At 72.3% G+C, this 21,460-nt stretch carries 23 protein-coding genes; 7 read left to right on the forward strand and 16 right to left on the reverse strand.

All coding sequences use genetic code 11. The annotated features are described in order from the left end of the window. Nucleotides 1–4: 4 nt before the first annotated feature. From ACFYZJ_RS08545 to ACFYZJ_RS08565, 5 genes are all read right to left on the reverse strand, one after another. Nucleotides 5–2,998, reverse strand: a complete 2,994-nt coding sequence (locus ACFYZJ_RS08545) for an AAA family ATPase (RefSeq protein WP_388564298.1) — start codon at nucleotides 2,996–2,998, stop codon at nucleotides 5–7. 31 nt (nucleotides 2,999–3,029) lie between these two features. Beyond that, nucleotides 3,030–4,193, reverse strand: coding sequence for an exonuclease SbcCD subunit D (locus ACFYZJ_RS08550; RefSeq protein WP_388564300.1), 1,164 nt, complete (start codon nucleotides 4,191–4,193; stop codon nucleotides 3,030–3,032). Between the two features lie 146 nt (nucleotides 4,194–4,339). Beyond that, nucleotides 4,340–4,564: a MaoC family dehydratase gene (locus ACFYZJ_RS08555; protein WP_388564303.1), complete on the reverse strand. Its 225-nt coding sequence runs from the start codon at nucleotides 4,562–4,564 to the stop codon at nucleotides 4,340–4,342. 169 nt (nucleotides 4,565–4,733) lie between these two features. Then, nucleotides 4,734–5,714, reverse strand: coding sequence for a helix-turn-helix domain-containing protein (locus ACFYZJ_RS08560; protein WP_388564306.1), 981 nt, complete (start codon nucleotides 5,712–5,714; stop codon nucleotides 4,734–4,736). Between the two features lie 410 nt (nucleotides 5,715–6,124). Further along, nucleotides 6,125–6,763, reverse strand: coding sequence for a YigZ family protein (locus ACFYZJ_RS08565; RefSeq protein WP_388564309.1), 639 nt, complete (start codon nucleotides 6,761–6,763; stop codon nucleotides 6,125–6,127). A 238-nt stretch (nucleotides 6,764–7,001) separates the two neighbouring features. Here ACFYZJ_RS08565 and ACFYZJ_RS08570 point away from each other — a divergent pair, with 238 nt between their 5' ends. After that, nucleotides 7,002–8,993 carry an amino acid transporter gene (locus ACFYZJ_RS08570; protein WP_388564312.1) on the forward strand — a complete coding sequence of 664 codons (1,992 nt, stop codon included), beginning with the start codon at nucleotides 7,002–7,004 and terminating at the stop codon, nucleotides 8,991–8,993. Nucleotides 8,994–9,000: 7 nt separating this feature from the next. Here ACFYZJ_RS08570 and ACFYZJ_RS08575 read toward each other — a convergent pair whose 3' ends face one another. Further along, nucleotides 9,001–9,546, reverse strand: coding sequence for a SixA phosphatase family protein (locus ACFYZJ_RS08575; protein WP_388564314.1), 546 nt, complete (start codon nucleotides 9,544–9,546; stop codon nucleotides 9,001–9,003). Next, nucleotides 9,543–10,226: a hypothetical protein gene (locus tag ACFYZJ_RS08580; RefSeq protein WP_388564317.1), complete on the reverse strand. Its 684-nt coding sequence runs from the start codon at nucleotides 10,224–10,226 to the stop codon at nucleotides 9,543–9,545. The genes ACFYZJ_RS08575 and ACFYZJ_RS08580 overlap by 4 nt, the downstream gene beginning before the upstream one ends. A gap of 168 nt (nucleotides 10,227–10,394) precedes the next feature. On the opposite strand from ACFYZJ_RS08580, the gene ACFYZJ_RS08585 reads away from it, so the two are divergent. Together ACFYZJ_RS08585 and ACFYZJ_RS08590 are read left to right on the forward strand one after the other, a co-directional pair. Further along, nucleotides 10,395–10,802, forward strand: a complete 408-nt coding sequence (locus tag ACFYZJ_RS08585) for a CoA-binding protein (protein WP_263228756.1) — start codon at nucleotides 10,395–10,397, stop codon at nucleotides 10,800–10,802. 379 nt (nucleotides 10,803–11,181) lie between these two features. Next, a complete protein-coding gene (locus tag ACFYZJ_RS08590; protein ID WP_388564319.1) occupies nucleotides 11,182–11,364 on the forward strand; it encodes a hypothetical protein in 183 nt (60 codons plus the stop codon). A 25-nt stretch (nucleotides 11,365–11,389) separates the two neighbouring features. Here the strand turns inward: ACFYZJ_RS08590 and ACFYZJ_RS08595 are convergent, their stop codons facing one another. The 5 genes from ACFYZJ_RS08595 to ACFYZJ_RS08615 form a co-directional block, all read right to left on the reverse strand. Beyond that, on the reverse strand, nucleotides 11,390–12,250 hold the full coding sequence (locus ACFYZJ_RS08595; protein ID WP_388564321.1) for an ABC transporter permease: 861 nt from the start codon (nucleotides 12,248–12,250) through the stop codon (nucleotides 11,390–11,392). Next, nucleotides 12,210–13,064, reverse strand: a complete 855-nt coding sequence (locus ACFYZJ_RS08600) for an ABC transporter ATP-binding protein (protein ID WP_388564324.1) — start codon at nucleotides 13,062–13,064, stop codon at nucleotides 12,210–12,212. The genes ACFYZJ_RS08595 and ACFYZJ_RS08600 overlap by 41 nt, the downstream gene beginning before the upstream one ends. Continuing rightward, nucleotides 13,061–13,516 (reverse strand): MarR family winged helix-turn-helix transcriptional regulator, encoded by a 456-nt coding sequence (locus ACFYZJ_RS08605; protein WP_388564325.1) that lies wholly within the window; start codon nucleotides 13,514–13,516, stop codon nucleotides 13,061–13,063. The genes ACFYZJ_RS08600 and ACFYZJ_RS08605 overlap by 4 nt, the downstream gene beginning before the upstream one ends. Nucleotides 13,517–13,600: 84 nt before the next feature. Next, nucleotides 13,601–14,611, reverse strand: coding sequence for a cation diffusion facilitator family transporter (locus tag ACFYZJ_RS08610; protein WP_388564328.1), 1,011 nt, complete (start codon nucleotides 14,609–14,611; stop codon nucleotides 13,601–13,603). A gap of 136 nt (nucleotides 14,612–14,747) precedes the next feature. Then, nucleotides 14,748–15,419, reverse strand: a complete 672-nt coding sequence (locus ACFYZJ_RS08615; RefSeq protein ID WP_388564331.1) for a TetR/AcrR family transcriptional regulator — start codon at nucleotides 15,417–15,419, stop codon at nucleotides 14,748–14,750. Between the two features lie 149 nt (nucleotides 15,420–15,568). Between ACFYZJ_RS08615 and ACFYZJ_RS08620 the strand changes: the two genes are divergently transcribed. Next, nucleotides 15,569–16,126, forward strand: a complete 558-nt coding sequence (locus ACFYZJ_RS08620) for an NAD(P)H-dependent oxidoreductase (RefSeq protein ID WP_388564333.1) — start codon at nucleotides 15,569–15,571, stop codon at nucleotides 16,124–16,126. Between the two features lie 108 nt (nucleotides 16,127–16,234). Here ACFYZJ_RS08620 and ACFYZJ_RS08625 read toward each other — a convergent pair whose 3' ends face one another. Beyond that, the gene (locus ACFYZJ_RS08625; protein WP_388564334.1) at nucleotides 16,235–16,624 is read right to left on the reverse strand and encodes an ArsR/SmtB family transcription factor; all 390 of its coding nucleotides are present in this window, start codon (nucleotides 16,622–16,624) and stop codon (nucleotides 16,235–16,237) included. A gap of 137 nt (nucleotides 16,625–16,761) precedes the next feature. On the opposite strand from ACFYZJ_RS08625, the gene ACFYZJ_RS08630 reads away from it, so the two are divergent. Next, entirely contained in the window at nucleotides 16,762–17,892 is a 1,131-nt protein-coding gene (locus tag ACFYZJ_RS08630) for a cation diffusion facilitator family transporter (RefSeq protein ID WP_388564554.1), read from the forward strand. A 12-nt stretch (nucleotides 17,893–17,904) separates the two neighbouring features. Here ACFYZJ_RS08630 and ACFYZJ_RS08635 read toward each other — a convergent pair whose 3' ends face one another. Both ACFYZJ_RS08635 and ACFYZJ_RS08640 read right to left on the reverse strand, forming a co-directional pair. After that, nucleotides 17,905–18,459 carry a YbaK/EbsC family protein gene (locus ACFYZJ_RS08635; RefSeq protein ID WP_388564337.1) on the reverse strand — a complete coding sequence of 185 codons (555 nt, stop codon included), beginning with the start codon at nucleotides 18,457–18,459 and terminating at the stop codon, nucleotides 17,905–17,907. Between the two features lie 44 nt (nucleotides 18,460–18,503). Beyond that, on the reverse strand, nucleotides 18,504–19,076 hold the full coding sequence (locus ACFYZJ_RS08640) for a helix-turn-helix domain-containing protein (protein ID WP_388564340.1): 573 nt from the start codon (nucleotides 19,074–19,076) through the stop codon (nucleotides 18,504–18,506). A gap of 93 nt (nucleotides 19,077–19,169) precedes the next feature. On the opposite strand from ACFYZJ_RS08640, the gene ACFYZJ_RS08645 reads away from it, so the two are divergent. Continuing rightward, on the forward strand, nucleotides 19,170–20,027 hold the full coding sequence (locus ACFYZJ_RS08645; RefSeq protein ID WP_388564343.1) for an EamA family transporter: 858 nt from the start codon (nucleotides 19,170–19,172) through the stop codon (nucleotides 20,025–20,027). A gap of 26 nt (nucleotides 20,028–20,053) precedes the next feature. On the opposite strand, the gene ACFYZJ_RS08650 is transcribed toward ACFYZJ_RS08645, so the two are convergent. Then, on the reverse strand, nucleotides 20,054–20,818 hold the full coding sequence (locus ACFYZJ_RS08650) for an acyltransferase (RefSeq protein WP_388564345.1): 765 nt from the start codon (nucleotides 20,816–20,818) through the stop codon (nucleotides 20,054–20,056). A gap of 106 nt (nucleotides 20,819–20,924) precedes the next feature. Between ACFYZJ_RS08650 and ACFYZJ_RS08655 the strand changes: the two genes are divergently transcribed. Next, the gene (locus ACFYZJ_RS08655; RefSeq protein ID WP_388564348.1) at nucleotides 20,925–21,458 is read left to right on the forward strand and encodes a gamma carbonic anhydrase family protein; all 534 of its coding nucleotides are present in this window, start codon (nucleotides 20,925–20,927) and stop codon (nucleotides 21,456–21,458) included. The last annotated feature ends 2 nt before the right edge of the window (nucleotides 21,459–21,460 follow it).

Raw genomic sequence — 21,460 nt, forward strand, 5'->3', positions numbered from 1 at the left:
GCGCTCAGCCGACTCCCCGCTGCCGTACGAGCGACCCGGTCCGGCCCTTGACGACCTCCAGCTGCGCGTGGATACGCCGTCGCAGGTCCGCGACATGGCTGACGATGCCCACGCTGCGGTCCCGCTCCCGCAGCGAGTCGAGCACGTCGAGGACCTCGTCGAGGGTCTGGTCGTCCAGGCTGCCGAACCCCTCGTCGATGAACAGCGTGTCCAGGCGCACCCCGCCCGCCTCGTCGGTGACGACGTCCGCGAGGCCGAGGGCGAGGGCGAGGGAGGCGAAGAACGTCTCCCCGCCGGACAGGGTCGCGGTGTCGCGCTCCCGTCCGGTCCACGCGTCGACGACGTGCAGCCCGAGCCCGCTGCGGCCGCGTCCGGACCGGTCGTCGGAGTGGACGAGGGTGTAGCGGCCCGAGGACATGCGCTGCAGACGGACGGTCGCGGCGGCCGCCACCTGTTCGAGGCGGGCGGCGAGCACGTACGACTCCAGGCGCATCCTGCGTTCGTTCTCGGCGGAGGTGCCGGCGGCGAGGGACGCCAGCCGGGCCACCCGGTCGTACTCGTCGCGCAGCGGGGCGAGGCGCCGTACGGACGCGGTGGCGCGCGCGGACAGCCGGTCGAGTTCGGCGCAGCGGCGGGCCGCCTCGTCCTCGGCGGAGACCGCCGCCTGCAGCCGGCGGGCCGCGGCCTCGGCGGCCTGTTCCGCGCCGGGGAGGTCGGCCGGCGGCTGCTGGGCCGCCGCGGCGGTGCCTGCCTCGGCGAGCATCGCGCGGACGGCGGCCTCCTCCTGCTGCCAGGCGTCCAGGCGTCGCTGCAGCTCGCGGTGGGCGGTGTCGTCGAGGAGGGCGGAGGCAGCGGCCCCCGGGGTGTCGAAGCCGGCACGGAAGGCCGCGTCGGCCAGGCGTGCGTCGGCCTCCTTGAGGCGCTGCGCGCTGTCCTCGGCGGCGCGGGCGGCGTCGGCGGCCTCGGTCAGGAGGGCGGCCCGGCGCTCCAGTTGCGCGGCGCGCGCGGCCACGCTCACGGCGTCGCCGCGCGCCCGGCCCAACTCCTCCTCAAGCGCCGCCCGTTCACGCTCCAGCCCCTCCCGGCGGGAGACACGTGCCGCCACACGCAGGGCGGCTTCCTGCCGGGCCGCGCTGCGCCGCTCCCGCTCCTGCTCGGCCCGCCGCAGCTCCTCCTGCGCTGGGTGCAGTCGCGAGGCGCCCGCGCGTGCGGCACTGTGGAGCCGTTCCAGCTCGTCCGCCTGCGCGGCGAGTTCCCCGGTCGGTGCGTCGCCCGCCTCGGCGATCGCTGCGGCCAGCGCCTCGCGTACGGAGGCGAGTCGCCGTTCGTCCTCGGCTCGCTCCTCCTCGGCGCGCCGGTGAGCGGCGAGCGCCCGCTCCTCCGCCTCCCGGTCGACATGTCCGGCGGCCTTCCGGGCGGGCGCGGGGTGGTCGGTGGCTCCGCAGACGGCGCAGGGTTCGCCGTCGACGAGCCCTGCGGCCAGTTCCGCGGCGATGCCCTTCAGCCGCTGTTCCTTGAGGTCGAGCCAGCGTTCGTGGGCCTTCAGCGCACGCTCGCGGGAGGCGAGGGCGCGGGCCTGGGCCGCTTCGGTGTCCTGGGCGAGCCGGTCGCGCTCACGGGCCGCCTTCAGCCGCTTCCGGGCCGGTTCGCGCTGTACCGCGAGTTGCTCGGCGCGGGTGGCGGCCTCCTGGGCGGAGTCGATCCGTTCCTGCAGGGCCGCCCGCGTCTCCTCCCACTCGGCGAGCCAGCCCTCGGCGTCCTGCAGGACCTCTTCGTCGTCGCGCTCCTGCCGGTCCATCTCGGCCCGCTCGGCGAGGAGTTCGCCCAGTCGCCGCTCGGCGCGGCGGGCGGATTGAAGACCGCCCAGCTCCTCGGCCGCCCGACGGGCCGCTGAGGCGAGCCCCGCCGCCCCGGCGTCCGCGTAGGTCTCCGGGAGGCGGGCACGCACGCGTGCCTCGGCGTCGGCGGCGCGCCGGTGCTCGGCCTCGGCGGACTCGCGCAGGTCCAGGGCGGGCGCCACGGCCTCGGCCTTGCGGGCGCGTTCCATGCGCGCCTGTGCCTCCCGATGGGCGTCGGCCCGCTGCTCCAGGAGGGCCGCGCGCTCCCGGGCCTCGGCGAACCTGCGCTGCAGCCGCGCCAGTTCGCGTACGTCCTCCAGGGCGCGCACGGCGGCGGCCCGCGCCGACTCGGCCGCGGTGCGCGCGCACCGAGCGACGGCCAGCCGCTCACGGGCCGTGCTACGGGCCACGGCGGCCCAGCCCAGGACGGCTTCGGCGAGCCCGGGGTCGCCCGGGGCGAGGTCCGGCAGGGGCAGGGAGTCACCGGCCGCCTGCTGCATACGGTGGGCATCGGCAAGCAACTCCGCGTCCCCGTTCCGTACTTCGGCCTCCGTGGTCCGGCGCCGCTCCGCGAGGCGCTTTTCGGCCTCGGCGAAGCGGTGCGTGTCGAAGAGGCGACCGAGCAGTTTGCCGCGAGCCTCGGCGTCGGCGCGCAGGAAGCGGGCGAAGTCGCCCTGGGGCAACAGCACGACCTGGCAGAACTGCTCGCGGCTCATGCCGAGCAGCTGGGTGATCTCCTCGCCGATCTCCTGGTGGGAGCGGCTGAGGTCCTTCCAGGCGCGGGCGGCACTGTCGTACTCGCGCAGCCAGGTCTGGGCCTTGTCGGTGGTGGTACCGCTGCCGCGCTTCTTCGCACGCTCCCAGGGCGGCTGTCGGGTGATCTCCAGCCGCCGTCGGGCGACCGTGAGTTCGAGGCGGACCTCGGTACGCGTCCCCGGCGCGGCGTGGTCGCTGCGCAGGGTCGTGCCCTGACCGCTCTGCCGGGCGCCGGGCACGGCTCCGTACAGGGCGTAGCACACGGCGTCCAGGACGGATGTCTTGCCTGCGCCGGTCGGCCCGTGCAGCAGGAAGAGCCCGGCCGCCGACAGGGCGTCGAAGTCGACCTTCTGGGTGCCGCCGAACGGGCCGAAGGCGGTGATGTCGAGTCGGTGCAGCCTCACCGGGCCCCCTCCGTTCCACGCGTGTGCGAGGTCACCGGGCGCCCTCCTGGACCGCCTGGTCGGCGCGCACCGCGTCGAACGCCTCCCGCAGCACGGCCCGTTCGCGTGCGTCGGGCCCCGCCCCGCGGACATGGGCGACGAAGTCCTCCGCGATCTGCTGGTCGGAGCGGCCCGCCAGCCTGTGCGCGTACGACACGCCGGACTCCTCGGGGGCGCGCTCGGGGTCGAAGACGAGGCTGAGGGTGTGCGGGAAGCGCTCGGTCAGCCGGGCCATGGGCTCGGCGGGCCGCACCGGGTCGGTGAGCGTGGCCTCCACCCACGCCTCCTCGTGCCGCGCCAGCTCCGGGTCCGCGAGCAGGTCCTCCAGGTGCCCGCGGAGTCGGGCGAGGGGGCGCGGCACCGGGCAGTCGACGCGCTCCGCCGCGACCGAGCCGTCGGCGCCGATGTCGACGAGCCACATGCTCTTGCGGTGGGCGGCCTCCGAGAAGGAGTACGGCAGCGGGGAGCCCGAGTAGCGCACCCGTTCGGTGATGGTCTGGCTGCCGTGCAGATGGCCCAGCGCCACGTAGTCCACGCCGTCGAAGACACCGGCCGGTACCGCGGCGACCCCGCCGACCGTGATGTCCCGCTCGCTGTCGCTGGGTTCGCCTCCGGTGACGAAGGCGTGGGCGAGGACGACGGAGCGGGTGCCGGGGGCGCGCGTGGCGAGGTCGGCGCGGACCCGGTCCATGGCTGCCGCGAGCACCGCCTCATGGCCCGCCTTCTCGACCGCGAACTCGTCCTTGACCAGGGCCGGTTCGAGATACGGCAGGCCGTAGAAGGCCACGTCCCCGTGCGCGTCTCCCAGCACGACCGGGGTTCCGCAGGCCGCGGGCTCCGTCCGCAGATGGATGCCCGCGCGGCCGATGAGGCCGGCGCCGACGCCCAGGCGGCGCGCCGAGTCGTGGTTCCCGGAGATCATCACCGTGGGCACGCCGAGGTCGGCGAGGCGGTGCAGGGCGTCGTCGAACAGCTCCACCGCGGCGAGCGGCGGCACCGCCCGGTCGTACACGTCTCCCGACACCACGACCGCGTCCACACCGCGCTCGCGCACCGTGGCGACGAGGTGGGCGATGAACGCGGCCTGGGCGTCGAGCATGCTCACGCGGTGGAACGCCCGGCCCAGATGCCAGTCGGAAGTGTGCAGAATCCTCAAGACGCCACTCCGACCCGCATGTCTTCCCTCACTCCGCCCCCCGGAACCAGCACCGGACCACCACGGTCCGCCTTGTCAGCACCGACCACGCTAACGCCTGTCGGCACCTGATCCATCACGGACCTCGGTGTGCACCCGCATCTTGCCTACTGGCGCCGGAGCAGATGCTTGTGCTGTCCCGACAGCACGAGTTCGCCTCGCTGGTTGTGGATGGTGGCTGCCGTGACCAGGATGCCGTTGTCGCCCTGGGGCTCCAGTCCGGTGATGGTGAGAGCGGGGTACAGGGTGTCCCCGGAGTGCACCTCGGCGAGGAAGGTGCAGGACAGTTCCAGGAAGCTGAGGAACACCTCCCCGGTGAAGTGCGGGAACAAGGTGGCCCCGATGCGGTGAAGGCCAGCACCTGAAGACCATGTGCCACCGGCGCCGAGTGTCCCTTGCTTCGAGGGCCGTGGCGCGCGTCGGGAACCACCCCAACAACTTGTGGCGATTCGTCGGCCTGTCGGGTGGAGCCGCCTCACCCTGCCCCGCCAAAAGGACGCCTCACACTCCGGCAGCCGTGCGTCGTTCACCTGACAGGCCGAGAACCTGCCATTCGCGAGGCGTCACACCGTAAGCCGCGCGGAAAGCACGACTGAAATGGCTGGGGCTCACGAAACCCCAACGTCGGGCGGTGCCCGCCACCCCGCCCCCGCGGGCCGGGGACCGCAGAAGATCCCGACGGCACCGCTCCAGCCGCTGCATCCGGATCCACTCCCCGACGGTGGTTCCCTCCGACTGGAACAACTTGTGCAGGTACCGAACCGACATGTAATGCGCAGCGGCGATCGTGGTTGGTGACAGGTCGGGGTCGGAGAGGTTGCGCAGGATGTGGTCCTTCACTCGCACGATCGTGACTGCGGTGGTTTCCTGGGCCTTGGCAGTGAAGTGACCGCGCCGCTCGTTGATGAACAGCGCGAGCAGGTCGAGCCCGACGGTGACGAGCTGACGACCGAAGAAGTCGTCGAAGCTCGCTGCTTCACGTGCTATGCGCCCGAAATAGGTCGCCACCAGTGCGGCACTGCCCGCTCGCCCCGAGAATGCTGTCGCAGTCAGCGCCTGCACGTCCTCGTCCCGTACGCGAAGATCCTTGCGAGGGAACTGGAACGAGGTGAAACGGAATTCACTTTGCACGTTCTTTCGGAACGATCGGGACGAGTCGGAGATGGAGAATTCGCCCGGCCCTATCAGGGCCTGCCTCCCATCCTGCTCCTTGATCGCCGTACCTGTGCGTTGAAACGTGAGGATGAGGAATTCTTTGTCGTCCCGGGCTATCAGACGCCTGCTGCGCGTCACCGTTTGCGGCCCGGCCTGGACGTGCGACACCTGCACTGCACCCAATTGGTGACTGACGATTCTTCCTGGCGACGGATCTTTCTCCAGGAGATGAACATCGAGCGGAATGAAGGCCTGTGACACTGCTTCGTGCCAGAGTTCCGTTCGGTCGGCTGAGGACAGCGACGTGGTGGAAAGGGTGACGGACACCTGGCCCCCTTGAGTCGTGATCGACTGGCGGTCCCGGCTCGCGACGGCCCGGGAAGAATCGGAGGAACACATCACACGGCTCAGGAATGCAGCACAGCGCGGAGGGATTCGCCGCCCTGCTGGGCCGTCCCGGGCGTCCGCAACCGGGACGTCGGCGTCCCGCACGCTGTCGACGGCCCCACGCCCCTCGACCGGACCGAGGTCGTGGCGAAACGGACGTTGTGCGGTCGCCTCCGCGCATCCCTGCGCGGCCGCTTGGACAACTGGCTCGGCAAGGGACATGCTGCTCTCCGAGTGAAGGGCGTGTGCCGACGTGGGCGGCCTCACGCCCTTCACCCTGCCACGCACCTGTTCCGCATGCACCAGTAATTTGACGGTCCATTCCGGAGAGGAAGCTCACAGCGGAACCGTCACCGTCCTGAGTCCGCGTCCCCGTACGCCTCTCCACCGAGCTCCAACCGGGCCGTACCCGCCGTCACATCGGCGAGCCACGCCCGGAACGCCTCGACGTCGGCGTCCGGCAGCCCCACCTCGATGGTGACGTGCTCGCCGTAGCGCACGTCCCGCACCTCGCGCCCGGTGGCCCGCAGGTCGTTCTGCACCTTGCCCGCGCGCTGGTGGTCGACCGTGACCGTGGCGAGCCGGAAACGGCGGCGGGTGAGGGTGCCGAGCGCGTCCAGGGCCTCGCCGACGGCGCCCCCGTACGCCCTGATGAGCCCGCCCGCCCCCAGCTTCACCCCGCCGTAGTAGCGGGTGACGACGGCGACGACGTACCGCATGTCGCGGCGCAGCAGCATCTGGAGCATGGGGACGCCCGCGGTGCCGCCCGGTTCGCCGTCGTCGCTCGCCTTCTGGATCGTGGCGTCGGCGCCGATGACGTACGCGTAGCAGTTGTGGGTGGCGGCGGCGTGCTCCTTGCGGACGCCCGCGATGAAGTCCTGCGCCTCTTCCTCGGTGGCGGCCGGGGCGAGCGCGCACAGGAAACGGGAGCGGTTGACCTCGGTCTCGTGCACGCCCGCGCGGGCGACTGTGCGGTACTCGTCCTGCATCACGCCAGCGTATGCGGCATCCGCCCGGGCTCCGCAGGTGGGCCGGTGCCGCAATGCCCATTGCCACGCGCGCGTGGCGCTCGTCACGAACGCTCGAACGCCACGCGCGTGTGGCCGCCTCCCGGTCACCTGCATGGGCGTGTCCAGGCGTTCGCCCCCGACATCCGGGCACATCACCCCGTAGTGGATACTCGCTCGTCGTTGTCCGACCGTCCGACGATCGCAAGGAGAGCACCGCATGACCGGCACCCAGGTGGAGAGCCCGGACGCCGCAGAGCCCGCCCATTCGCGGCCCTCCACCGCCGCGGCCCGCTGCCGGGCCTGGCTCCTGGAGGGCCTGAGCGAGCGCGCGGCCCGCCACCCGGGCCCACACGCCACCCGGGACGACGGGCACGAGGGCCACGCCTGGTGGCGGGTGATGTGCCTGACCGGCGTGGACTACTTCTCCACCCTCGGCTATCAGCCCGGGATCGCCGCGCTCGCGGCCGGACTCCTGTCGCCGCTCGCCACGCTCGTGCTGATCGCGCTGACCCTGTTCGGCGCACTCCCGGTGTACCGCCGCGTGGCCCACGAGAGCCCGCACGGCGAGGGCTCGATCGCCATGCTGGAGCGGCTGCTGCCGTGGTGGGCGGGGAAGGTCCTGGTCCTCGTGCTCCTCGGCTTCGCGGCCACCGACTTCCTGATCACGATGACGCTGTCGGCGGCGGACGCCGCGGCCCACGTCGTGGAGAACCCCTTCGCCCCGCACTGGACGGAGGGCGGCAACACCTGGATCACGCTGCTCCTGGTCGCCGCGCTCGGCGCCGTGTTCCTGAAGGGCTTCAAGGAGGCCATCGGCATCGCGGTCGCGCTGGTGGCCACGTACCTCGCGCTCAACGTCGTCGTGATCGCGGTCTCGGCCTGGGAGGTGCTCAGCCACCCGGTGCGGATCGGCGACTGGACGCACGCGATGACCACCGAGCGCTCCTCGCCGCTCGCGATGATCGGGGTGGCGCTGCTCGTCTTCCCGAAACTGGCACTCGGTATGTCCGGCTTCGAGACGGGCGTGGCGGTGATGCCGCAGGTCAAGGGCGACCCGACGGACACCTACGCGGATCCGGCCGGCAGGGTGCGCGACACCCGCAAACTGCTCACCACGGCCGCCGTGATCATGAGCTGTCTGCTGCTGCTCTCCAGCCTGGCGACGACGATCCTGATCCCGCAGGACGCCTTCAAGAGCGGCGGCCCGGCCAACGGGCGCGCGCTCGCCTATCTCGCGCACGAGCACCTGGGCGGGGCCTTCGGCACGGTGTACGACATCTCGACGATCGCGATCCTGTGGTTCGCGGGCGCCTCCGCGATGGCCGGGCTGCTCAACCTGGTGCCGCGCTATCTGCCGCGCTACGGCATGGCCCCCGAGTGGACCCGCGCCGTCCGGCCCCTCGTGCTGGTCTTCATGGCGGCCGCGGTCCTGATCACGCTGTGGTTCCACGCGAACGTCGACGACCAGAGCGGCGCGTATGCGACCGGGGTGCTGGTGCTGATGCTCTCCGCTGCGTTCGCCTCGACGGTCGCCGTGCACCGGCGCGGTCACCGGGCCGCCGCGCTCGGCTTCGGCACGATCACCGCCGTCCTCGCGTACACGCTGGTCACCAATGTGATCGAGCGGCCCGACGGCATCAAGATCGCGTTGATCTTCATCGTGGCGATCCTTGTCACCTCGTTCGCCTCGCGCGTCCACCGCGCGTTCGAACTCCGGGCGGCGACGGTCACCTTCGACGAGGCGGCCGCCCGGTTGATCGACGAGGCCGCAGCGAGCGGGCCGCTGCTGCTGATCGCCAACGAGCCGCAGGAGCACACCAGCGGGGAGTACCGCGCGAAGGAGTCCAGCCAGCGGGAGCAGACGCACATCCCGGACGGGCGGCCGGTGCTCTTCCTGGAGGTCTTCGTCACCGACTCCTCGGACTTCACCGCCGATCTGACCGTCCACGGCGACGAGAAGCACGGCATCCGCAGGCTGCGCGTCGCGGGCGCGACCGTGCCCAACACCATCGCGGCGGTCCTGATGGAGCTGCGCGACCGCACCGGCCGGGTGCCGCACGCCTACTTCAACTGGACCGAGGGCGCCCCGTTCAGCCACCTGCTGCGCTTCCTGGTGTTCGGGGACGGCGAGGTCGCCCCGGTCACGCGTGAGGTGCTGCGCCGTGCCGAGCCGGACCCGGAGCGGCGCCCCCGGATCCACGTCGGCTGAGCGTGCCCTACTTCGGCTTCCTCCCGCGCGCCACGACCACGTCCGTGAGGAGCGCCGCGCCGGGGGCCAGTGCCTCCCAGGCGGTGCCGTGCCAGGCGAGGACGGCGACGGCCGCGGTGGGGAACTTGGTGCGGACCCGGTCGAGCGTGTCGTCCAGGCCGTCCCCGGCGAGTTCCAGCACCAGCTCGGCGAGCCCTGGGTTGTGCCCGATCAGCAGCAGCGTCCGCACGGCGGCGGGCACTTCGTGTACGGCGTCCAGCAGATCGGGTACGTCGGCGGCGTAGAGCCGTCGCTGGAGCCGTACGGGCGGCGGCGTGCCCCACTGGGCCGAGGCCAGCTCCCAGGTCTGGCGGGCGCGGACGGCGGTCGAACACAGGGCGAGGTCGGGCAGCCAGTCGGCCTCGGCGAGCGCACGCCCGGCGGCCGGGGCGTCCCGGAGGCCGCGCCCGGCGAGTGGACGTTCGTGGTCGGATACGCCCTCGGGCCAGGCGGACTTGGCGTGCCGCAGCACGACGAGCCTGCGCAGCGGGCCCTTCCCGGCCGGGGTGCTCATTTCCAGGTACCGATCTCGCGGGTGAGGTCGAGCCCGAGCAGCCGGTCGGCGTAGGCGTACGTCTCGAAGCGCGCCCCGTCCGGCACGTCGTCGGCGCTCTCCACGCACCTGAGGACGTCCAGGACGGCGAGGACGTCGAGATCGTCCTCCCAGGCGGTGCGCAGTGCCTGCCGAACCTGTTCGGGGATCGGCCTGGAGGGGCGGGTCGCCCAGCCGGCGACGGCCTTGCGCCAGCGGACGAGGGTGTCGCGCGCCTCGGTGAGGGTGGCCGTGTCGAGGCCGGCGGGCTGTCGGCGGGGCTGGGCGAGCAGGGCGAGGCGCACGGCAGACGGCGGGGCCGTGGTGTCGGCGGGGCCGGTTGCCGGGGCGACCTCGACGCACACCCCGTCGGGTGCGGCGCCCTGCGCTCCGACCACGTGCAGCACCTGCCCGAAGCCCGGTGCGTCCGGCTCCGCGGGGCGGATGCCGAGGGCGTCGGCGCGTGCCCGGAGGGGGGCGAGCGGCGCCCCCACTGTGACGACGGGTGTTCCGCCCAGCTCCAGGGCCCTGGCCAGCACATCGGCCACCAGCAGCACCCGCAGCGCGGAAATGTCGTCCCCGGCGGGGTGCGCGTGGACCCGGACCAGGCCCGGGCGGACGTCGGTGGGCTCGCCGCTGCGGGCGTCGATGATTCGGAGCACGAGGCGAGCGTAGGCGGGCGAGGCCCCCGGCGCAGCCGATCGCATCCCGTTCCGGACGGCCCTGGCGGCCCGGCCGCGGACCGGGAATCAGCGCCTCCCACCAGCTGTTGGCGCCCACAGCAGGCGGCGCGGGACTGCCGGGCCGTGGGACGTCGAAGGGAACCGGGCGTGTACGGCGACTCAGCAACGATCCGCAAGATCCTCACCGAGCTGGGCGACACCTGGGCGGTCGTGGGGCTGTCCACCAACCAGCGCCGGCCGGCCTACGGGGTCGCCGCCGTCCTGCAGCGCTTCGGCAAGCGCATCGTGCCGGTCCATCCCAAGGCCGAGACGGTCCACGGCGAGCAGGGCTACCCGTCGCTGGACGCGATTCCGTTCCCGGTCGACGTCGTCGACGTCTTCGTCAACAGCGACCTGGCGGGTCCGGTCGCCGACGAGGCGGTCGCGATCGGCGCCAAGGCCGTCTGGTTCCAGCTGGGCGTCATCGACGAGCAGGCGTACGAGCGCACCCGCGCCGCCGGCCTGGAGATGGTGATGGACCGCTGCCCCGCGATCGAGATCCCCTCCCTGCGCTGAGGTTGCGACAACCGGACGAGGAGCCGACGGGGCCGTGAGAGTGAACCGGCGCGCGGGTCACCCGGGTTCGTGCTGCCCTCTCGGATATCTTGAGACGACGAAGTAACTGGTCGGGCGGCGGCGAGGAGTATCCGCCCCGCCTCCGCCGACGTCGACGAGACCGAACCGCTCAGGGCGCCGAGCCGCTCGACGTACGGGCCCCACACCTTCGACCGGGACCGACGCACGGGCGACAGCGACCCGGCGCCGCCGACCCCACCCAGAGCTTTTGTTCGGAGCTCTACGCACCACGGAGATCGATCGACCTGCCTTCGTCGAGGGGCTTCGCGCCCTGCCGGAGTCTCTCGGACGCAGCGGCTGGGAATGTCCGGGAGGCGCTATGTGGTCCGTACTGGAGCAGGTGGCCGTGGCCGCCCCTCACCTCTTCGTCTACGCCGTCGGCCTCTTCGTCGCCATGATCCTGCTGTCGCTCGCCATCAGTCTGCGGCAGGCGGAGGCGTCGCAGCGGCCCGAGATCATCAGGGCGCTCGCGGACCTGATGGCGTTCTGGAAGAAGAGGTGAGCCGACCCGCCGGCCCTGCCCCGCCTCAGCGGGCCAGCCGTCCCAGCAGCGACGACGCCGACGTGATGCCCACGGCCGCCGCCACCAGCAGCACCAGGAAGTCGGTGAGCAGGTGGGAGGGTGTGCCGAGGAGGAGGCCGCGCAGGGCGTCGACCTGGTAGCTCAGCGGGTTGACCTTGCTGATGGCCTGGAGCCAGCCGGGCATGACGTGCACCGGGTAGAGGGCGTTGGAGCCGAAGAACAGCGGCATCGTGATGGCCTGGCCGATGCCCATGAGGCGGTCCCGGGTCAGGACGATGCCCGCGATCGTCATGGACAGGCAGGAGAAGAAGGCCGAACCGAGGACGACGGCCACCGCTACACCCAGCAGCCGCAGCGGGTTCCAGGTCAGCGCCACACCGAGCAGGGCCGCGATCAGGACCACCACGATCGCCTGCACCAGCGCCTTCACCCCGGCGGCGAAGGCCTTGCCGGCGATCAGCGCGGCCCGTGGGGTCGGGGTGACCAGCAGCTTGGTGAGGATCCCGGAGTCCCGCTCCCAGATGATCATGATGCCGTAGAAGATCGCGATGAACATCGCGGACTGGGCGATGATCCCGGGCGCGAGGTAGTCCAGGTAGGGGATGCCGCCGGTGGGGATCGCCCTGATCCGGGTGAACGTCTCGCCGAAGATCAGCAGCCACAGCGCCGGCTGGACCGCCCGGGTGTACAGCTCGGTGCGGTCGTGGCGCAGCTTCTGCAGCTCGACCGCGCACATCGCGACGACCCGGGCGGGCAGCACCCGCCACCCGGTGCGAGCCCGTGGTGGGGCCACCAGCAGGTCGAGGTCCGCCGGGTGGGCGCGGTCAGCCGACGCGGGACGCGGTGCGGCGGGTGCTTCGGACATCGCGGAAGTCTCCTGACTGGTCGTCGAGTCCGCTGCCGGCGACGTCCCGGAAGACGTCCTCCAGCGTCGGCAGCGGGCCTTCGGTGCCGAGCCGCTGCGCGAGGCCGTTCCGCAGCTCCTCGGGGGTGCCGAGGGCGCGGACCCGCCCGCGGTGCATCAGGGCGACGCGGTCGCAGTACTGGTCGGCCTCGTCCATGTAGTGGGTGGTGACGAGGACGGTCATGCCGGTGGCGGCGCGTACGGCGTTGATGTGCTCCCACACGTTGGTCCGGGCAATGGGGTCCAGGCCGATGGTGGGCTCGTCGAGGATCAGTAGCCGGGGCGCGCTCACCAGTGCCTGGGCGAGCTCCAGCCGGCGGACCATGCCGCCGGAGTACGTCTTGGCGAGCCGGTCGGCCGCGGCGGTGAGGTCGACGGCGGCGAGGGCCTGGTCCACGCGGCGGGCGCGCTCGCGGCGGGAGACGTCGAAGACGCGGGCGAACAGGGCCACGTTCTCCCGGCCGGTGAGTCCGGCGTCGGCGGAGAGCTGCTGCGGTACGTAGCCCAGCAGGCGCCGTACGGCCATGCGTTCGCGCGTCGCGTCGTGGCCGAAGACGCGCACCATGCCGGCCGGGACCGGAAGGAGCGTGGTCATGCAACGGATGGCGGTGGTCTTGCCGGCGCCGTTGGGGCCGAGCAGTCCGAAGACCTCGCCGTCGCGGACGGAGAGGTCGAGCCCGTCGACCGCGGTGGTCTCCCCGAAGGAGTAGCGCAGTCCGGCACAGGTGACGGCGTCGGCTGCCGGAGCCTCGCCGTCCGTCGCGTTCCGCGTCATGTCTCCTCGGCCTCCTCACGCAGGTTCTCCGCCAGTCGGCGCAGGGCCGGGAGGGCCGCCTCGAGCGCCTTGCGGTCCGCCTCGTCGAGGCGGGCCACCTGGCCGCGTACGAGTGCCCCGCGCCGCTCGCGCCAGTCGTGCAGCCGCGTCTTGGCCGCCTCGGTGGGCAGCAGGCGCACGGCCCGCCGATCGGCCGGATCCGTTTCACGGATCACATAGCCGTCGCGGACCAGGTGCTTGACGAGTGTGGAGACCGAGTTGCCCGCCAGGTAGAGCTCCTTGGCCGCGTCCGACACCCCCACGCCCGGCCGGTCCACGACCAGGCGCAGCAGTTCGACCTCCGCTCCGCGCAGCGGCGGCGCGGCCATTTTGCCGCGCACGCGCCGGCGGATCAGCCGCTGCACTCCGATCAGCGCGGCGGCCAGGTCGTCGGCGAGCCTCTCCGGTTCCACGCCTATGAGATTAGCTCTGCTTCAGAGGTATTTGGGGAAAGAAGGGGTCAAAAAAGGGCGCCATACGACTCCTGCGCGCCGCCGTCAGTGGTGGTGAGGCTCTTCCCGGTGCACGGGGCCGTGCGGGGCGTCGCAGTGCGCGGGGTCGTCCGTGGCGCTTCGGTCGCCGGGCAGGGCCACCTGCAGGACCTGTTCGGGGGCGTGGTCGACCTGGAGGGTGGTGTGGGTGATGCGGTAGTCGTGGCGCAGCACCTCCTCGAGGTCGCGGCGCACGGCGTGACAGTCGCCCCCGGGTTCGACCAGGACGTGGGCGGACAGGGCGGCCTGACCGGAGGTGATCTGCCAGACGTGGAGGTCGTGCACCTCGACGACGTCCGGCCGGGTGACGAGCCGGTCGCCCAACGCGTCCGGATCGACGTCGGCGGGCGCGGCCTCCAGGAAGATGCGGCCGGAGTCGCGCAGCAGCCCGTAGGCGGCCTTGACCATCAGCGCGACGACCACCAGCGTGGCGATCGGGTCGGCGCGCCGGAAGCCCGTCAGGACGACGACGAGCGCGGCGATCGCGGTGCCGATGAAGGCGAACAGGTCGTTCAGCACGTGCTGATAGGCACCCTCGACGTTCAACGAGGTGCGGTTGGCCTTGGAGATGCAGTAGGTCGCGGCCACGTTCACGACGATCCCGGTGAGCGCGGTGGCCAGCATCAGGCCGCCTTCCACCTGGGGCGGCACGATCAGGCGCCGCACGGCCTCGTACGCCAGCCAGGCGCCCAGCAGCAGTAGGGTCAGGCCGTTCGCCTGGGCGGAGAGGATCTCCGCGCGCTTGAGGCCGTAGGTGAAGCCGCCGCGGGCCGGGCGGGCGGCCAGCCGCATCGCGATGAGGGCGAGCACGATGGACGCGGCGTCGGTGAGCATGTGGGCCGCGTCGGAGATCAGCGCGAGGGAGCCGGCGACGATGCCGACGGCCACCTCGGCCGCCATGAACACCGCGATCAGGCCGAGCGCGAGGGCCAGCCAGCGGCGGTCGGCATCCGCCGACACACCGTGGGAGTGCCCGGAATGGCTCCCTGGGCCATGCTCATGACCGTGGCCGCTCATGTGGTCCGCCTTCCCCCTCGCATCAGGTGCCTCGACCGCAGTGAAACCCATCGCCACGCCCCAGGGCAAAGGCTGCACCGGTGACCGTTGTCATCTCCGATAACAAGCGGCTGACCTGCGCAAACGTTATGGCCGGTCAGTCGGTGCAGCCGCCGGTACATCGGCCCGTGTACCGGTCCACGAGGTCGCACCAGCCGGCCTCGACCCGCTCCGGGGACATCCCGCGACGGGTCAGCAGGTGGTCGACGAGCGCCGTCTCCAGATAGCCGAGCAACGTGTGCGCCACGAGTTCCGTGTCGCCCTCCGCCCGCGCCTCGCGCAGCAGCATGCAGACGTGAGCCAGCCGGAGCTGGTACGCCGGGTTGGCACGCCGGCGGCTCGCGTCCGTGTGGGCGGCCAGATACAGGTCCCGGTGGACGTGCTCATGGCGGATGACGGCCGAACCGAACGCGTGCAGCCGCTCCCGGGCGGGCGCGCCGGGGCCGAGCGGCGGCGGCCCGGAGAGGAAGGCGGCCTGGAGCCCCTCCTCGTGGTGACTGAGCAGCTCCACCATCAGGCCGATCCGATCGCCGAACCGCCGGAAGACGGTGCCCTTGCCGACACCCGCGCCGGAGGCGATGTCTTCCATCGTGACGTTCGCGATGCCGCGCTCGGCGGCCAGGCGGGCGGCGACCTCCAGCAGGCGGGTGCGGTTGCGCGCGGCGTCGGCACGCAGCCGGGCGGTCTCACCGGTGGGCATGAGGGCGAGGTCGGTCGGGCTGGCAATGCCACCCGGAGGCGGAGGAAGGGGCGCGAGCGGCTCGGTCATGGGCCAAGCGTAACGCTCGGGGAAGACAATCGGACCGAGGTCCGTTTATGGTGTCGGAGGAACTGGACCGCGGTCCGGTTAAAGTGGTACAACGTTCAACGGACTTCCTCGGTCCGCCTGTACTGAACACACATTCCGGGAGTTATGCCATGTCCGTACGCATCCTCGCCCTCGTCGGCAGCCTTCGTGCCGGTTCCCACAACCGTCAGCTCGCCGAAGCCGCCGTGAAGCACGCTCCCGAGGGCGTCGAGGTGGCGCTGCACGAGGGTCTGGGCCAGGTGCCCTTCTACAACGAGGACATCGACGTCGAGGGCACCGTCCCCGAGGCTGCGACCGCGCTGCGCAACGCCGCCGCCCAGGCGGACGCGCTGCTGCTGTTCTCGCCCGAGTACAACGGCACCATCCCCGCCGTCCTGAAGAACGCGATCGACTGGCTGTCCCGTCCGTACGGTGCCGGCGCCCTGACCGGCAAGCCGGTCGCCGTCGTGGGCACCGCCTTCGGCCAGTACGGCGGCGTGTGGGCGCAGGACGAGACCCGCAAGGCCGTGGGCATCGCCGGTGCCCACGTCGTCGAGGACGCCAAGCTGTCCATCCCCGGCTCCGTGACCCGCTTCGCCGAGACCCACCCCGCGGACGACGCCGAGGTCGTCGAGGGCCTGACCAAGGTCATCGAGCAGCTCTCGGAGGCCAAGCCGGTCGCCGCCTGACCTCCCGCGCTCCGGGCCGAACACCGGCCCGCGCACGGTGACACGGCTGTGGGCCACGACCGAGGGGTCCTGGCCCACAGCCGTACACGTGTGCGCCGAACCGGCACCTCAGTCGTGCGCCGGACGGTCGGTGAGCCGATGGTCGGCCAGGCTGAGCGCCTCGTTCACGACCCGGCGCAGATGCCCGTCGCGCAGGGAGTAGATCACGCGGCGGCCTTGCTTGCGGGTGTCCACCAGACCGGCCAGCCGCAGCCGCGCCAGGTGCTGGCTGACGGCGGGCCGGGCCGCGCCGCACGCCTCAGTGAGCGTCGAGACGTCCGCCTCGCCGCCGCTCAGGGCGTGCAGCAGGGCCAGCCGGGTGCGATCGCCCAGCAGCGCCAGCAGCTCGGCGGCCAACGCGAACTGCTCCTCGCCGGGCGTGCGGGGGTGGTCGCCCGCGGTGCCGCCCGTGCGCGGCTGCGCACCCTGTGCAGATGATAGGTGCATGCGTGCGCTCATACGCACATAATGGCTCCCTGGACGGGTACTCGTCCACTGCCGCGCGGCGGAAGGGGCCTTGGATGAGACACGAGCACATGGGGAACGGGCACATGGGGCATGCGCACATGGGGCACGACCATGTGGAATACGCGCACATGGGGCACGACAACGAGGGTCACAGCCACTTGAGGCACGACCACGTGCGGCATGAGCACGGCCCGGCACATGCGCACAGCCACCAGGCCCATCCTCACGACCACCCGCATCCGCACCCCCATCGGCACGACCACGAGCATCCGCACGGCCCGCTCTCCCGCCTCCGCCACCTCCTCGCACCGCACTCCCACGAAACCGCCGACAAGCTCGACGCGGCGCTGGAGTCCTCCGCGCGCGGGCTGCGGGCGCTGTGGGTCTCACTGGCCGTGCTGGGGGCGACCGCGCTGGCGCAGGCGGTGGTGGTCGTGCTCTCCGGTTCGGTGGCGCTGCTGGGGGACTCCGTGCACAACGCGGCCGACGCGCTGACCGCGGTGCCGCTCGGCATCGCGTTCGTCCTCGGCCGGCGTGCGGCCACGCGCCGCTTCACCTACGGGTACGGCCGCGCGGAGGACCTCGCCGGCCTCGTGGTCGTGCTGACGATCGCCGCCTCCGCCGCGTTCGCCGCCTGGACGGCGGTGGAGCGGCTGCTGGACCCCCGCCCCATGCATCACATCCCGGTCGTCGCCGTCGCGGCCGTCATCGGTTTCGCGGGCAACGAGTGGGTCGCCCGTCACCGCATCCGGGTGGGCCGCGCGATCGGTTCGGCCGCGCTGGTCGCGGACGGACTCCACGCGCGTACCGACGGCTTCACCTCGCTGGCGGTGCTGGTGGGCGCGGGCGGGGCGGCGCTCGGGTGGCAGCTCGCCGACCCGGTGGTGGGGCTGGCGATCACGGCTGCGATCGTGCTGGTGCTGCGGGACGCGGCGCGCGAGGTGTTCCGGCGGGTGCTGGACGCCGTCGACCCGGCCCTGGTGGACCGCGCGGAGCGGGCGCTGAAGGAGGTGCCGGGTGTGCGGGAAGTGGGTGAGCTGCGACTGCGCTGGATCGGACACCGGTTGCGCGCCGAAGTGGCGGTCGTGGTCGACGGCGAGGTGAGCGTACGGCGGGCGCACGCCATCGCGGTCGAGGCCGAACACGCCCTGCTGCACGCGGTTCCGAGGCTCACCGCGGCCCTGGTGCACGCGGACCCGGCCCCGGCCCCTGGCGAGGCGGACCCGCATCTGGCCCTGGCCCACCACACCCCGAGTTGATCGCGGCGCCGGTCAGACGCCCAGGCCCTCCAGCACCACCGCGTGCGGCAGTTCGGCGAACGCCTTGCCCGGCACCAGCAGCTTGCCGCGGCGCCGGCCGCTGCCGACCAGGACGTACGGCAGGTCGACGACCCTGGAGTCCACCAACACCGGCCAGCTGTCCGGCAGTCCGATCGGGGTGATACCGCCGTACTCCATGCCGGTCTCGCCCGTAGCCACGTCCATGGGCGCGAACGAGGCCTTGCGGGCGCCGAGTTGGCGGCGCACCACACCATTGACGTCGACCCGGGTGGCGGAGAGGACCACGCAGGCGGCCAGCGTCGCTTCGCCGCCGCGCTTGCCCGTGACCACGACGCAGTTGGCGGACTGGTCGAGCAGTTCCTTGCCGTAGTGCTCGACGAAGGTCGTCGTGTCGGCCCGGTCGGGCTCGGTGTCGACGTACACGATCCGTTCGGCGGGCACGCTGCCGCTCCAGTGTCGTACGGCGTCGGCGACGGGGGCGGTGAGCTCGTCGAGGCAGTCGGGGGCCGGGGTGGCGTGGTCGAAGTCTCCGATGGGCGCGCGCATGACGGCACGTTAACAGCCGGGACGCCACCGGCCCGCCGGGCGTCTCAGCGCACGGGCGGCACCGAGACCGCCATCACCATCTCCATCGGGACGTCACCGTCGTTGGCGTACGTGTGCGGCGTGCCGGCCTCGAAGGAGGCGCTGGCTCCGGTGGGGACGCGGTACGCGACGCCGTCGACGGTGAGGGTCAGCTCGCCCGCGGTGACGTGGACGAGTTCGACCGTGCCGACGGGGTGCGGGTCCGAGGGGCTGCGGTCGCCGGGCATCAGCCGCCAGTCCCACATCTCCAGCGGACCGGGCGCCTCGGTGCCGGCGAGGAGGCGGTTGTAGCTGCCGGCATCGGTGTGCCACAGGCGTACGGCCTGGTCGGCCGGGACGATGCGGACCCTGGGGCCCTGCTCGTAGTCGAGCAGCGTGGTGATGCTGACGCCCAGCGCGTCGCCGATCTTGACGACCGTGCCGATGCTCGGATTGGTGCGGGCCTGCTCGATCTGGATGAGCATGCCGCGGCTGACCCCGGCGCGGGCGGCCAGCGCGTCCAGCGTGAAGCCCCGCTCGGTGCGCCACCGCTTGACGTTGCGCGCCAGGGACTGGGTCAGCAGGTCGAGGTCCGACACATTCCGTCCAATATTCTGTATGACAGAGTTGACTTGATTGAACTATGATGGGGTGCACCTGATCGTTCACTGAACTGTACTGCGAGGCCGCCCATGACAGCACTCTTCGCCCTGGCCACGAGCCTTCTGTGGGGCCTGGCCGACTTCGGCGGCGGGCTGCTGACGCGGAGGATGCCGGCGCTGACCGTCGTCGTCGTCTCGCAGACGATCGCCGCAGCCGTACTGGGGGCGATCGTGGTGGCCACGGGCGGCTGGAGCGAGGCGGGGCCACGGCTGTGGTTCGCGCTCGCCGCCGGCCTGATCGGCCCGATCGCCCTGCTCTCCTTCTACCAGGCGCTCGCCCTCGGCCCGATGGGCGTGGTCTCCCCGCTCGCCACCCTGAGCGTGGCGGTCCCCGTCGGCGTGGGTCTCCTCCTCGGCGAGCGCCCCGGGGTGCTGCAGGTGGCGGGCATCCTGGTCGCCGTCGCCGGAGTCGTGCTCGCGGGCGGCCCCCAGCTCAGGGGTGCCCCGGTGCAGCGGAAGGCGATCTGGCTGACACTGGTGGCCGCGCTCGGCTTCGGCACGGTGTTCGCGCTGATCGCGGAGGCGTCGACCACGGTCACGGGACTGTTCCTGGCACTGTTCGTGCAGCGCGCGGCCAACGTCGCCGGAGGCGGAGCCGCCCTGTACGCCGCCCTGCGCCGGGGCACCCCGGCGCTTCCCGACGACAGTCTCCCCTGGCGTTCCCTGCCCGCGCTCGCCTTCGTCGGGCTGGCCGACGTGGCGGCCAACGGCACGTACGCGATCGCCGCCCAGCACGGCCCGGTCACCGTGGCGGCGGTGCTCGCCTCGCTCTATCCGGTGGTCACGGCGCTCGCCGCGCGCGGCTTCCTCAGCGAACGGCTGCGGGCCGTGCAGGCGGCGGGCGCGGGCCTGGCCCTGGTGGGCACGGTACTCCTCGCAGCCGGCTGAGAGCCCCGAAGGTCCGGCGCTCCGGCTCAGGACTCGGCCTCCAGTTCGGCGAGCCGGGCGACGGCCTCCTCGTCCAGCTGGGCCAGCGCCTGCAGCTGCTCGGGCGTGACACCGTCCGGGATGGGGACCGGGGCCGGGGTCCTGAGCGGCGGCTGCCAGCCGGCATCGGGCGTCCAGCGTCGTACGACCCGCGCCGGGGCCCCCGCCACCACCGCATGGTCGGGTACGGCGCCCCGTACCACCGCCCCGGCCGCCACCACCACGTTCCGCCCGATCCGCGCGCCCGGCAGGATCACCGCGCCGGTGCCGATCCAGCAGCCCGGCCCGATCTCCACCGGTTCCATCCGGGGCCACTGCTTCCCGATCGGCTCATGGGGATCGTCGTAGGAGTGGTTGGTGGAGGTCACATAGACGTACGGCCCGAAGTAGCAGTCGCGGCCGATCGTGACCGAGGTGTCGGCGATGACATGGCTGCCCCGGCCGAGGACCACACCGTCACCGATGCGCAGGATCGGGTCCGGTCCGAGGTCGAGGTCGGGCATGAGCCCGGCGGTCAGCGTCACCTGCTCGCCGATGATGCAGTGGGCGCCCAGGTGGATCCAGGGCTCGCCGAAGACGGTGCCGAGCGGGAAGGCGAGTCTGGTACCGGTTCCCATCGCGCCGAACCGGAAGCGCCCGGGGTGCTCCGCGGTCACCGACCCGATGCGCTGCACCCAGGCCCAGGCCGCGTGGACGGCGCGCTGGCCGAGGCCACGACGCCATGATGAGAACGTGTTCCTGCTCCTGAGCACCCGCTTACCGTAATCGGCCAGGAGTGCGGCCGTACGTCCGGGCACCTGTGATCTTCGCCCCACCGATGGCGTACCGTGCCGGTGTACCGACCACGAGGAGGCGGCCATGACGCGGAAGGCGCTGATAACGGGGATCGGCGGCAGGGATCCCGAGGTGGATCAGGAGGCGTTCGTGTCCCCCACGTCGGTGGTGCTCGGGGACGTCACGCTGCACGCGGGCGCGAGCGTCTGGTACGGCGCGGTTCTGCGCGGCGACGTCGAGCGGATCACCGTCGGCGCGAGCAGCAACGTCCAGGACAACTGCACCCTGCACGCCGACCCGGGCTTCCCGGTCACCGTCGGCGAACGGGTCTCCATCGGGCACAACGCGGTGGTCCACGGCGCGACCGTGGAGGACGACTGCCTGATCGGCATGGGCGCCACCGTCCTCAACGGCGCGGTGATCGGCGCGGGCTCCCTGGTCGCCGCCCAGGCCCTGGTCCCGCAGGGCATGCGGGTGCCCCCGGGCTCACTGGTGGCGGGCGTCCCCGCGAAGGTCAAGCGGGAGCTGACCGCCGAGGAGCGGGAGGTCGTCACACTGAACGGCACGATGTACGCGGACCTGGCGCGGGCGCACCGCGAGGTGCACGAGGAGAGGTGAGG

The sequence above is a fragment of the Streptomyces sp. NPDC001848 genome, assembly GCF_042891915.1.
Lineage (GTDB): Bacteria > Actinomycetota > Actinomycetes > Streptomycetales > Streptomycetaceae > Streptomyces.

Bases quoted from the DNA above. Each gene is read 5' to 3' on its own strand.
- ACFYZJ_RS08565 (WP_388564309.1), bottom strand. From the start codon at position 6,763: ATGCAGGACGAGTACCGCACAGTCGCCCGCGCGGGCGTGCACGAGACC.
- ACFYZJ_RS08570 (WP_388564312.1), top strand. From the start codon at position 7,002: ATGACCGGCACCCAGGTGGAGAGCCCGGACGCCGCAGAGCCCGCCCAT.
- ACFYZJ_RS08575 (WP_388564314.1), bottom strand. From the start codon at position 9,546: ATGAGCACCCCGGCCGGGAAGGGCCCGCTGCGCAGGCTCGTCGTGCTG.
- ACFYZJ_RS08590 (WP_388564319.1), top strand. From the start codon at position 11,182: ATGTGGTCCGTACTGGAGCAGGTGGCCGTGGCCGCCCCTCACCTCTTC.
- ACFYZJ_RS08595 (WP_388564321.1), bottom strand. From the start codon at position 12,250: ATGTCCGAAGCACCCGCCGCACCGCGTCCCGCGTCGGCTGACCGCGCC.
- ACFYZJ_RS08600 (WP_388564324.1), bottom strand. From the start codon at position 13,064: ATGACGCGGAACGCGACGGACGGCGAGGCTCCGGCAGCCGACGCCGTC.
- ACFYZJ_RS08610 (WP_388564328.1), bottom strand. From the start codon at position 14,611: ATGAGCGGCCACGGTCATGAGCATGGCCCAGGGAGCCATTCCGGGCAC.
- ACFYZJ_RS08615 (WP_388564331.1), bottom strand. From the start codon at position 15,419: ATGACCGAGCCGCTCGCGCCCCTTCCTCCGCCTCCGGGTGGCATTGCC.
- ACFYZJ_RS08620 (WP_388564333.1), top strand. From the start codon at position 15,569: ATGTCCGTACGCATCCTCGCCCTCGTCGGCAGCCTTCGTGCCGGTTCC.
- ACFYZJ_RS08625 (WP_388564334.1), bottom strand. From the start codon at position 16,624: ATGAGCGCACGCATGCACCTATCATCTGCACAGGGTGCGCAGCCGCGC.
- ACFYZJ_RS08630 (WP_388564554.1), top strand. From the start codon at position 16,762: ATGGGGCACGACAACGAGGGTCACAGCCACTTGAGGCACGACCACGTG.
- ACFYZJ_RS08635 (WP_388564337.1), bottom strand. From the start codon at position 18,459: ATGCGCGCGCCCATCGGAGACTTCGACCACGCCACCCCGGCCCCCGAC.
- ACFYZJ_RS08645 (WP_388564343.1), top strand. From the start codon at position 19,170: ATGACAGCACTCTTCGCCCTGGCCACGAGCCTTCTGTGGGGCCTGGCC.
- ACFYZJ_RS08655 (WP_388564348.1), top strand. From the start codon at position 20,925: ATGACGCGGAAGGCGCTGATAACGGGGATCGGCGGCAGGGATCCCGAG.